At 72.2% G+C, this 10,698-nt stretch carries 11 protein-coding genes and 1 riboswitch; of the genes, 8 read left to right on the top strand and 3 right to left on the bottom strand.

The features are described 5' to 3' along the window. The 5 genes from ACGF5T_RS35870 to ACGF5T_RS35850 form a co-directional block, all read left to right on the top strand. Nucleotides 1–276, top strand: a 276-nt coding sequence (locus ACGF5T_RS35870; protein ID WP_366769369.1) for a flavodoxin-dependent (E)-4-hydroxy-3-methylbut-2-enyl-diphosphate synthase, incomplete at its 5' end; no start/stop codon positions are given. 27 nt (nucleotides 277–303) lie between these two features. After that, nucleotides 304–2,244, top strand: a complete 1,941-nt coding sequence (gene dxs / locus ACGF5T_RS35865) for a 1-deoxy-D-xylulose-5-phosphate synthase (protein ID WP_366769370.1) — start codon at nucleotides 304–306, stop codon at nucleotides 2,242–2,244. Next, nucleotides 2,245–3,630: an aspartate aminotransferase family protein gene (locus tag ACGF5T_RS35860; protein WP_356611944.1), complete on the top strand. Its 1,386-nt coding sequence runs from the start codon at nucleotides 2,245–2,247 to the stop codon at nucleotides 3,628–3,630. 64 nt (nucleotides 3,631–3,694) lie between these two features. After that, nucleotides 3,695–4,333, top strand: coding sequence for an XRE family transcriptional regulator (locus ACGF5T_RS35855; RefSeq protein WP_356611943.1), 639 nt, complete (start codon nucleotides 3,695–3,697; stop codon nucleotides 4,331–4,333). Continuing rightward, entirely contained in the window at nucleotides 4,330–4,452 is a 123-nt protein-coding gene (locus ACGF5T_RS35850) for a DUF6126 family protein (protein ID WP_356611941.1), read from the top strand. The genes ACGF5T_RS35855 and ACGF5T_RS35850 overlap by 4 nt, the downstream gene beginning before the upstream one ends. Nucleotides 4,453–4,461: 9 nt before the next feature. Here ACGF5T_RS35850 and ACGF5T_RS35845 read toward each other — a convergent pair whose 3' ends face one another. Then, nucleotides 4,462–5,259 (bottom strand): tyrosine-protein phosphatase, encoded by a 798-nt coding sequence (locus tag ACGF5T_RS35845; protein WP_356611939.1) that lies wholly within the window; start codon nucleotides 5,257–5,259, stop codon nucleotides 4,462–4,464. 423 nt (nucleotides 5,260–5,682) lie between these two features. Further along, nucleotides 5,683–5,840: riboswitch (cyclic di-AMP (ydaO/yuaA leader) on the top strand. A 4-nt stretch (nucleotides 5,841–5,844) separates the two neighbouring features. Here ACGF5T_RS35845 and ACGF5T_RS35840 point away from each other — a divergent pair. Continuing rightward, nucleotides 5,845–6,822 (top strand): LysM peptidoglycan-binding domain-containing M23 family metallopeptidase, encoded by a 978-nt coding sequence (locus ACGF5T_RS35840; RefSeq protein WP_366769371.1) that lies wholly within the window; start codon nucleotides 5,845–5,847, stop codon nucleotides 6,820–6,822. Nucleotides 6,823–7,085: 263 nt separating this feature from the next. Next, the gene (locus ACGF5T_RS35835; protein ID WP_356611957.1) at nucleotides 7,086–7,871 is read left to right on the top strand and encodes an SGNH/GDSL hydrolase family protein; all 786 of its coding nucleotides are present in this window, start codon (nucleotides 7,086–7,088) and stop codon (nucleotides 7,869–7,871) included. Between the two features lie 52 nt (nucleotides 7,872–7,923). Here ACGF5T_RS35835 and ACGF5T_RS35830 read toward each other — a convergent pair whose 3' ends face one another. Beyond that, complete coding sequence (locus ACGF5T_RS35830) at nucleotides 7,924–8,583, bottom strand: TetR family transcriptional regulator C-terminal domain-containing protein (protein WP_356611935.1); 660 nt, start codon at nucleotides 8,581–8,583, stop codon at nucleotides 7,924–7,926. Between the two features lie 55 nt (nucleotides 8,584–8,638). After that, complete coding sequence (locus tag ACGF5T_RS35825) at nucleotides 8,639–9,223, bottom strand: carboxymuconolactone decarboxylase family protein (RefSeq protein ID WP_366769372.1); 585 nt, start codon at nucleotides 9,221–9,223, stop codon at nucleotides 8,639–8,641. A gap of 167 nt (nucleotides 9,224–9,390) precedes the next feature. Between ACGF5T_RS35825 and ACGF5T_RS35820 the strand changes: the two genes are divergently transcribed. Beyond that, nucleotides 9,391–10,584: an MBL fold metallo-hydrolase gene (locus ACGF5T_RS35820; protein ID WP_366769373.1), complete on the top strand. Its 1,194-nt coding sequence runs from the start codon at nucleotides 9,391–9,393 to the stop codon at nucleotides 10,582–10,584. The last annotated feature ends 114 nt before the right edge of the window (nucleotides 10,585–10,698 follow it).

Raw genomic sequence — 10,698 nt, 5'->3', positions numbered from 1 at the left:
CTGGCGGAGGAGGTCACCGCCGGTCTGGAGGGCATGGAGGTGCCGCTGCGGGTGGCCGTGATGGGCTGTGTGGTCAACGGCCCCGGTGAGGCCCGTGAGGCCGACCTCGGTGTCGCCTCGGGCAACGGCAAGGGGCAGATCTTCGTCAAGGGCGAGGTCGTCAAGACCGTCCCCGAGTCCAAGATCGTGGAGACCCTCATCGAGGAGGCCATGAAGATCGCCGAGCAGATGGAGAAGGACGGCGCGTCGGGGGAGCCGGCCGTCACCGTGAACTGAACAGCAGGGACCGAAGGGGGCCCGAGCGTGACGATGCTGGAGAACATCCGGGGACCACGCGACCTGAAGGCACTGTCCGAGACGGAACTCGGCGAACTGACCCGCGAGACGAGGGACTTCCTGGTGCACGCGGTCGCCCGCACCGGTGGTCACCTGGGACCCAACCTGGGGGTGGTGGAGCTCACCGTCGCCCTGCACCGGGTCTTCGAGTCACCGGCCGACCGCATCCTGTGGGACACCGGCCACCAGACCTACGTGCACAAGCTCCTGACCGGGCGTCAGGACTTCTCGAAGCTGCGCGGCAAGGGCGGGCTGTCCGGCTACCCGTCGCGCGAGGAGTCCGAGCACGACGTCATCGAGAACAGCCACGCCTCCACCGTCCTCGGCTGGGCCGACGGCCTCGCCAAGGCCCACCAGGTCCTCGGCCGGGAGGGCCACGTCGTCGCGGTCATCGGTGACGGCGCGCTCACCGGCGGCATGGCCTGGGAGGCCCTGAACAACATCGCGGCGGCCCGGGACCGGCCGCTGATCATCGTCGTCAACGACAACGAACGCTCGTACGCGCCGACCATCGGCGGCCTCGCCAACCACCTCGCGACGCTCCGCACGACCGACGGCTACGAACGGGTGCTGGCGTGGGGCAAGGACGTGCTCCAGCGCACCCCCGTGGTCGGCAACACCGTCTACGAGGCACTGCACGGCGCCAAGAAGGGCTTCAAGGACGCCTTCGCACCCCAGGGCCTCTTCGAGGACCTGGGGCTGAAGTACCTGGGCCCGATCGACGGGCACGACATCGGGGCCGTCGAATCCGCGCTGCGGCGCGCGGCGCGCTTCCACGGGCCGGTGCTGGTGCACTGCCTCACGGAGAAGGGCCGCGGCTACGAGCCCGCGCTGCGCGACGAGGAGGACCACTTCCACACCGTCGGCGCGATGGACCCGCTCACCTGCGCGCCGCTCACACCCTCCCCGGGGCCCTCCTGGACCTCCGTGTTCGGCGAGGAGATCGTCCGGATCGGCGAGGAGCGCGACGACGTCGTGGCGATCACCGCGGCCATGCTGCACCCCGTCGGCCTCGCCGCCTTCGCCGAGCGCTTCCCCGACCGGGTCTGGGACGTCGGCATCGCCGAGCAGCACGCCGCCGTGTCCGCCGCCGGCCTCGCCACCGGCGGCCTGCACCCGGTCGTCGCCGTCTACGCCACCTTCCTCAACCGGGCCTTCGACCAGCTCCTGATGGACGTGGCCCTGCACCGCTGCGGGGTCACCTTCGTCCTCGACCGGGCCGGCGTCACCGGCGTCGACGGGGCCTCGCACAACGGCATGTGGGACCTGTCCGTCCTCCAGGTCGTCCCGGGACTGCGCATCGCCGCGCCGCGCGACGCCGACCAGCTCCGGGCCCAGCTGCGCGAGGCGGTCGCCGTCGACGACGCGCCGACCCTGGTGCGCTTCCCGAAGGAGTCCGTCGGCCCGGCCGTCCCCGCCGTCGGCCGGGCCGGCTCCATGGACGTGCTGCGCGCCCCGGACCGGCCCGAGGTGCTGCTGGTGTCCGTCGGTGTGATGGCGCCCGTCTGCCTGCGGGCCGCCGACCTCCTCCAGGCCCGCGGCATCGGGTGCACGGTCGTGGACCCGCGCTGGGTCAAGCCCGTGGACCCGGCGCTCGCGCCGCTCGCGGCCCGGCACCGCCTGGTGGCCGTCGTCGAGGACAACAGCCGTGCGGCCGGGGTAGGTTCGGCGGTGGCCCTGGCCCTGGGAGACGCGGACGTCGACGTGCCCGTACGCCGCTTCGGCATCCCCGAGCAGTTCCTCGCGCACGCCAAGCGCGCCGAGGTGCTCGCCGACATCGGGCTGACGCCGGTCGACATCGCCGGCCGGATCAGCGCGAGCCTGGCCGTCGCGGCCGAGCCCGGAGCACGTGCCGAAGGGCCCGTCGGCGACGGGCGGACCGTCCCGCCAGCGCAAGGAGAGAACTGAATGACCAAGGAGTTCGACCTCGCCGCGCTCTTGGCCGAGCGCGGAGCCGAGCGGTACGAACTGCACGCCAGGCACCTCAACCACCAGCTGCCCCGCATGCTGCACACCATCGGCTTCGACAAGGTCTACGAGCGGGCCGAGGGCGCGCACTTCTGGGACGCGGACGGCAACGACTACCTGGACATGCTCGCCGGGTTCGCGGTGATGGGCCTCGGACGCCACCACCCCGTCGTCCGCAAGGCGCTGCACGACGTCCTCGACGCCTCGCTGGCCGACCTCACCCGCTTCGACTGCCCGCCGCTGCCCGGACTGCTGGCCGAGCGGCTGCTCTCCTACAGTCCGCACCTGGACCGGGTCTTCTTCGGCAACAGCGGCACGGAGGCGGTGGAGACCGCGCTGAAGTTCGCCCGGTACGCCACCGGCAGGCCGAGGGTCCTGTACTGCACGCACGCCTTCCACGGGCTGACCACCGGCTCGCTCTCCGTCAACGGCGAGAGCGGCTTCCGCGACGGCTTCGCGCCGCTGCTGCCCGACACCGCCGTCCCGCTCGGCGACCTGGACGCCCTGGCCCGGGAGCTGCGGCGCGGGGACGTGGCCGCGCTCGTCGTGGAGCCGATCCAGGGCAAGGGCGTGCACGAGGCGCCCCCCGGCTACCTGCGCGCCGCGCAGGAACTGCTGCACCGGCACAAGGCACTGCTGATCGCCGACGAGGTGCAGACCGGCCTGGGCCGGACCGGGACGTTCTACGCCTTCCAGCACGAGGACGGCGTCGAGCCCGACCTGGTGTGCGTGGCCAAGGCGCTGTCGGGCGGCTACGTGCCGGTGGGCGCCACCCTGGGCAAGGACTGGATCTTCCAGAAGGTCTACTCCTCGATGGACCGGGTGCAGGTCCACTCGGCGAGTTTCGGGTCCAACGCGCAGGCCATGGCGGCCGGGCTCGCGGTGCTCTCCGTGATGGAGAACGAGGAGATCGTGGCGAACGCCGCCGCCGTGGGGGAGCGCCTGAAGTCCCGGCTGGCGGAGCTGGTGGACCGCTACGAGCTGCTCGCCGACGTGCGCGGCCGGGGGCTGATGATCGGCATCGAGTTCGGCCGTCCCCGGTCACTCAGGCTGCGCAGCCGCTGGACGATGCTGCAGGCGGCCAGGAAGGGGCTGTTCGCACAGATGGTGGTGGTGCCGCTGTTGCAGCGGCACCGGATCCTCACCCAGGTGTCCGGCGACCACCTGGAGGTGATCAAGCTGATTCCGCCGCTGATCATCGACACCTCGGACGCGGACCGGTTCGTCGACGCCTTCACCGAGGTGATGGAGGACGCGCACAGCGGCGGAGGCCTGATGTGGGACTTCGGCAAGACCCTGGTCCGGCAGGCGGTGGCCAACCGCTGAGCCGGGTTTTTGCCTCACAGGCAACAAACTTGTCCGTGAGGCAATCCTCGGGCTGAATGGGAGCATGAACTCCTCCGAGGCGACGGACCCGGCCGAGGGATCGGTCGCCGCCGTCGCACCCCGGCTGCGCGAACTGCGGCGGCGGGCCGTCCTCACCCTGGAGGCGGCGGCCCGTGCCGCCGGGCTGTCGCCCGCCCACCTCTCCCGGCTGGAGACCGGGCAGCGGCAGCCCTCGCTGCCGATGCTGCTCTCCCTCGCCCGTGTCTACGGTACGACCGTCTCGGAACTGCTCGGCGAGACGGCCGCGGACCGGGACGCCGTCGTGCGCGCCGAGGCGATGGAGCCGACGTCCGCCGGCGGCTGGACGTACTGGCAGGCGGGTGGGTCCGGCCGGGGTATGCAGGCCCTGCGGGTCCGCGTGCCGCACGGGTCGCAGGGCGACATCGTGCGGGTGCACCCCGGTGAGGAGTGGCTCCACGTGCTGCGGGGCAGGCTGCGGCTGCGCCTCGGGGAGACCGTGCACCGGCTCGGTCCCGGCGACAGCGCGCACTTCGACTCGCTGACCCCGCACCGGATCGCCGCCCAGGACGCCGACGGCGTCGAGCTGCTCTTCGTCCACACGCTGCTGCAGAGCCCGTCGGCGGCGCTCTGCCTGGGACCGGCCACCACGCCGCCCCACCCCACCCCTGGAGAGATGCCATGAAGATGCAGGACAGGTTTCCGCGGGCCGTGTGGGTGCGGCTCTTCATCTACCTCGTGGTGGGGCACCTCTTCGCGGCCTTCATCTACCTGCTCTTCGAGGTGGGGGCCGGCAGCCGGTGAGCGGACCCCTCAGTCCAGCATCCGCTCGCGCAGCCGCTCCCGGGTCTCCGGAGTGATCCGCAGGCCCTGCTCCAGGTAGGCGTCGACTCCGCCCCAGGTCTGCTCGACGGTCTCCAGGGCCGCCGCGAGGTACTCGGCGCGCGCGTCGAACAGCGGGCTGAGCAGCTCCATGACCTCGGGGGAGTAGGCGGAGGCGGCGGAGCTGCTGCGACGCACCTTGTAGCGGCGGTGCGTGGCGTTCGACTTCAGGTAGTCCTCGACGATGGCGTCCCGCTCGACGCCCAGGGCGAGGAGGGTGATCGCGATCGACAGGCCCGCGCGGTCCTTGCCGGCCGCGCAGTGCATCAGGGCCGGGACGCTGTCCTCGGCGAGCGCGTGCAGCACCCGTGAGTGTTCCGCCGTGCGCTCCTTGATGATCAGGCGGTAGGAGCCGATCATCCGCTCGGCGCCCTTGTCGCCGGCCAGGATCTCGCGGAGCTGGTCCAGGTCGCCGTCGCGGACCATCTTCCAGAACTCGGCACCGTCGGCCGGGTCGCTCAGCGGCAGGTTGACATTGCGCACGCCCGGCAGCTCGATGTCCGGCCCTTCGAGCTTCTGGTCGGCCGCGTTGCGGAAGTCGAAGATCGTGTGCAGGCCCAGCGAGGCCAGGAACGCGGCGTCCCCTCCGGTGGCGTGTGCCAGGTGACCGCTGCGGAACAGCACTCCCTGTCGTACCCGCCGTCCGTCCACGGTCGGCAGGCCGCCCACGTCACGGAAGTTGCGCACACCGGCCAGCTCGGGTTCGGTCGACGGGACCTGCTGCGTCACGGGGGCTCCTCCCACTCCGCCCCGTCGGCGCTGCTCGCCGCCGGGCTTCACTCGAAGATACGGCACGGTCCCGCGACTTCGGTGGCCGGGACGTCCGACAGTGGAGCATCTGCGCCTTCTGTCCGTATTGGCGCTTTGGTTCCAACTGGCGCGGAAATAAAAGGGGCTGGAGGTACGGCGCGTGAGCAGCGTCATATCCGTGACGGTGCGTTGCCTGGCATGTCCACGTAATGCGGCCGATTTTCAAGGACCTTTACCCGAGTCGACGTGGCGCGCTTCGACGGAGGGTGACCGACGATTCCCACAAAGGATCATTTGGAACACCGGTCGGCGCAACCTGTCGCTTGTCGCTGCGCGTCCTGGTCGCTTACGTTCACCACCGATCCGGACGGACGCCTAATCCTGCCGCCGACCGGAGCCCGCACTCATCGACCACCCGTACACGGCAGGAGCGGGGGACCCACAGGTAGAACTGCCTGTTCCGGTTCCCGGAACGGCTTGGGGTTAAGCCGCGTCCCGACGCGGCCGGGCATCTCCAGCTCGCACCCGACAGCTCACCTCGCAGGCGCCGGAGAGGAATTCGCCATGCCCGCCAAGGGTAAGCACCGCCGTACCAGGGCCATGCGCCTGACCCGTGCCATCGCCGTCGCCGGAACCGGTGGCGCCGCGCTCGCGCTTCCGCTGATGGGCGCCGCCGGGGCCCACGCCGCTCCCGCGCAGTCCGCTTCCGAGAAGCCCGTGCAGTCCGTGCAGTCCGTCGCCGCGTCGACGAAGAAGGCCGCCGGCGCGGAGAAGAACGGGGACGCGCGGACGTACACCGTGAAGAGCGGTGACTACCTCTCGAAGATCGCCGACGAGCAGGACGTCGACGGCGGCTGGAAGAAGCTCTACGCGGACAACCGCGAGGCCGTCGGTTCGGACCCGTCGCTGATCCACCCCGGTCTGAAGCTCGCCGTCGACGGCCGGGCCGCCCAGTCCTCGGCCCCGTCCTCCTCCGCCCCGTCGGAGAAGCCGGCCGCCGAGAAGCCCGCCGCGGCCGAGAAGCCGGCCCCCGCGAAGGCCGAGCCGGCCGAGAAGGCCTCGGAGGCCGCGAAGAGCTCCGCCGACTCCTCGGACTCCTCGGCGTCCTCGAACACGAGCACCCAGTCCGCCGGCAGCGGCTTCGTGTCGCCCGTCCCGAGCGGCACCCTGGGCACCCCGTACCACCAGACCGGCAGCATGTGGTCCAGCGGCTACCACACCGGCACCGACTTCGTCGTCCCGACCGGCACCTCCCTCAAGGCCGTCGGCGCGGGCACCGTCGTCTCCGCGGGCTGGGGCGGCGCGTACGGCAACCAGGTCGTCATCCAGCTCGCCGACGGCCACTACGCCCAGTACGCCCACCTCTCCTCCCTCTCCGTCTCCGCGGGCCAGTCCGTGACGGCGGGTCAGCAGGTCGGCCTCTCGGGTGCCACCGGCAACGTGACCGGCCCGCACCTGCACTTCGAGATCCGCACCACCCCGGACTACGGCTCGGACGTGGACCCGGTCGCGTACCTGCGCTCCCACGGCGTCTCCCTCTGACGAGGAACTGACGCGCCCTCCCGCGCCACCGAAGGCCGGACCCCGATCCCCGGGTCCGGCCTTCGCTGTATCCGGACGCGGTGTATCCGCACGTGGCGTATCCGGACCGGGCGTATCCGGACCGCGCGTATTCCTGAATTGGCGAATACTTTAGGCGTGGTCTTTCTCACCGCCCGTCAACCCTTTCTACGGTCGCGTAGGTCACATTCGAAGGTGAATCATGGGCCGACGTGGCAGACGATTCGAAGAGTGACAACGGAACAGTGATCGGGTCGTACGTGGCGGTGGGGGACAGCTTCACCGAGGGCGTCGGAGACCGGGGCCCCGACGGGTCGTTCGTCGGCTGGGCCGACCGGTTCGCGGTACTGCTCGCGGACCGGCGCCCCGAGGGCGACTTCACGTACACGAACCTCGCCGTACGCGGCAGGCTGCTCGACCGGATCGTGGCCGAGCAGGTGCCGCGGGCCGTCGAACTCGCCCCCGACCTGGTCTCGTTCTGTGCGGGCGGCAACGACATCATCCGGCCCGGTACCGACCCCGACGAGGTGGCCGAGCGGTTCGAGCAGGCGGTGGCCGCGCTGACCGCCGCGGCCGGCACGGTGCTGGTGACGACCGGCTTCGACACCCGCGGGGTGCCCGTCCTCAGGCGCCTGCGCGGCAAGATCGCCACGTACAACGGGCACGTCCGGGCCATCGCCGACCGGTACGGCTGCCCCGTGCTCGACCTGTGGTCGCTCCGGACCGTGCAGGACCGCAGGGCGTGGGACGCCGACCGGCTGCACCTGTCGCCGGAGGGCCACACGCGCGTGGCGCTGCGCGCGGGCCAGATCCTCGGCCTGCCCGTCCCGGCCGACCCCGACCAGCCCTGGCCCCCGCTGCCGCCGCGCGGCACCCTGGACGTCCGCCGGGACGACGTCCACTGGGCCCGCGAGTTCCTGGTCCCGTGGATCGGCCGCCGGCTGCGCGGCGAGTCCTCGGGCGACCACGTGATCGCCAAGGGGACGCTCTCGGCGGAGGACATCAGGGGGCGGATCGCGACGGTGGCCTGAGGGCGGAAGATCGCCGTCTCGCGTTCCGCGTCAGCCGTCCGGCGGGCCCGGGCTACGGGGTCCCGGTCGCGCCGGCGGGGGACGGGCCGGGCCGGCGCCGGGGCGTCGTCAAGGCCTCCCGCTCCAGACCCAGTTCCCGGGCGAGGGCCTCGTCCATCCACTCCTGGGCCCGGGCCCGCGACACCGAGCCCCCGTACGAGGTCAGCTGCACGGCCAGTCCGTCCAGCAGCGCGGTCAGACGCAGCGCGGCGGCTTCGGGCGCGGAGCAGCGGAACTCCCCGGCGGCCACGCCCTCGGCGATGACCGCGGCGATCGCCGCCTTCCACTGGCGGTCGAGTTCCAGCGTGACGCTCCGCAGCGCGGGCTCGCGCAGCGCCACCGCCCAGCCCTCGATCCACAGCCGCCAGCCCTTGGCCTGCCCGGTGGGGGCGTACCACCGTACGGCCGCCCGCAGCCGGCGCAGCGCCGACGTGCGGCGGCCCAGCAGCCTGCGCAGATGAGCGAGATCGTCCTCGGCGGCGTGGGTGAACGCGGCGGCGACCAGCTTCTCCTTGGTGGAGAAGTGGTAGAGCACCAACGCGTTGCTGACGCCGAGCGCGGCGGCCACGTCGGCGATGCGCAGCGCCGCCACCCCCCGCGCCGATATCTGCTCGATGGCCGCGCGCAGCAACTCCTCGCGCCGCTCCGCCACACTCAACCGGACTCTCGCCACGCCCGTCACCCTATACAGGCCCCGGACGTGCGGTGGCGGCCGCAGGCCCGGCCGGTCAGCCGGCGGCGGCCCCGGCCACGCCGCCGCGCCCCGCTTCGGGAAGGTCGCAGGAGTCCTTGAAGCCCTGGCTGGTCAGGCCGAGCGCCGCGTTGATCCGGGAGCGCAGGTTCTCGACGGCGACCATCGCGGTCAGCTCCACGAACGCGGGCTCGCCCAACCGGGTCCGCAGCCGCGCGGCGAGGTCGTCGTCGACGGTGGGAGGGGTCGCCGTCATCGCCTCGGCGTACTCCATGACGTCCCGCTCCGCCGGCGTGTAGGCGTCGCTCTCCCGCCACATCGGCACGTCGTGGAGCTTGCGCCGGTCCATGCCCCGATCGGCGTTCTCCCAGTGGCCGAAGTCCATGCACCAGGAGCAGCCGATCGAGGCCGCCGAGGCCATCACCGCGAGCGCCTTGAGGTCGGGGTCCAGCTTGTTCCACTTGGCCACGGACTGCTCGAAGCGCAGGTCGCCGAGGAGCACACGCGGGTTGTGGGCGAGCGCCCTGGCGGGGTCGAGGACCTTGCCGTAGGTGCGCCGGGAGTACCACTCCGCGAAGCGCAGGAGGAGGGTCCGGGGAGGGGTGAGCGATACGCGGGCCATGGGGGCCGCCTTCCTGACCGTCGGTCGTGCCGCTGTGCGGCGGGCGCTCCGGCGGGGCGCCCTCACCGGTACGACGGAGGGAGGGAACGCGGATGTGACATCCGGCGTTCGTGGTGATGTCGGACGAGACGATAATGAGAGCCTGACCTACTCCACCTGGAGGTACCGTGGCCGGTTTCCGTTCCCCGAGCGCCGGGCTCAGCGCACCGCGGCCCGCCGCCTTCGGCGCGGACCCGAGCGGTGAGCGCATGGCGCGCATCCGCAGGTCGCCGCACTTCCGCGACGGCGTCTTCCAGAATCCCGGGGGCACCGCCCGGACCCGCCCCTCCGGCTCGGCCCGCGAGTTCGCGAAGACCTACTTCGACCGGGAGTCGCGGGGCAGGCGTGCCCCGCGGGGCACGGTCCCGGTGCACGCCACCACGCTGGCCGACCTCGCCCGCCCGCCCGCCACCGGACTGCGGCTGACCTGGATGGGGCACTCCAGCGTGCTCGCCGAGATCGACGGGCAGCGGGTGCTCTTCGACCCCGTCTGGGGCGAGCGCTGCTCCCCGTTCCCCTTCGCCGGCCCCAAGCGCCTGCACCCGGTCCCGGTGCCCCTGGCCGCGCTCGGCCCGGTCGACGTGGTCGTGATCTCCCACGACCACTACGACCACCTGGACATGCCCACGATCAAGGCGCTGGCCGGCACGGACACCCTCTTCGCCGTGCCGCTCGGCGTCGGCGCGCACCTCGAACGCTGGGGCGTGTCCGCCGGCCGGCTGCGCGAACTGGACTGGCACGAGTCGACGCGCGTCGGCGGACTCACCCTCACCGCCACCCCGGCCCGCCACTTCTGCGGACGCGGCCTGCGCAACACCCAGCACACCCTCTGGGCCTCCTGGGTCGTCGTCGGCGCGGAGCACCGGATCTACCACAGCGGGGACACGGGCTACTTCGACGGTTTCCGGGAGATCGGCGCCGCCCACGGCCCGTTCGACGCCACGATGATCCAGCTGGGTGCGTACTCCGATTTCTGGCCGGACATCCACATGACGCCCGAGGAGGGCCTGCGCGCCCACCTCGACCTCCAGGGAGGCCGGCCGGGCGGTGCCCTGCTGCCGATCCACTGGGGCACCTTCAACCTGGCGCCGCACGCGTGGGCGGAGCCGGGGGAGTGGACGAGGGACGCGGCCGAGGAGGTCGGTCAGGCGGTGGCGTCCCCCCGCCCCGGTGAGCCGTTCGAGCCGGCGGGGGAGCTGCCGGGGGAGCCGTGGTGGCGTGCGGTGTCGCCGCCGATCCCGCGTCCGTGGCGCCGTCCCCGGAGCACTGAGGGCGTGGCCGGGACGAGCAAGGGGGATCTGGACCTCGCGGGTGAGCGCTGAGGCCGGTCGGGGACCGGCTGGGGGGTGCCCCTATGAGTTTGGTCAAGCTGATGGGGCGGGTTGGGGTTCGTAGAAGGTGCCGTCGCGGAGCATCGCGAAGAGCACGTCGGCTCG

Origin of the sequence: Streptomyces sp. NPDC047853, from assembly GCF_043204535.1 — a bacterium.
Taxonomy (GTDB): domain Bacteria; phylum Actinomycetota; class Actinomycetes; order Streptomycetales; family Streptomycetaceae; genus Streptomyces.
This window is presented reverse-complemented; position numbering and strand designations above follow the sequence as displayed.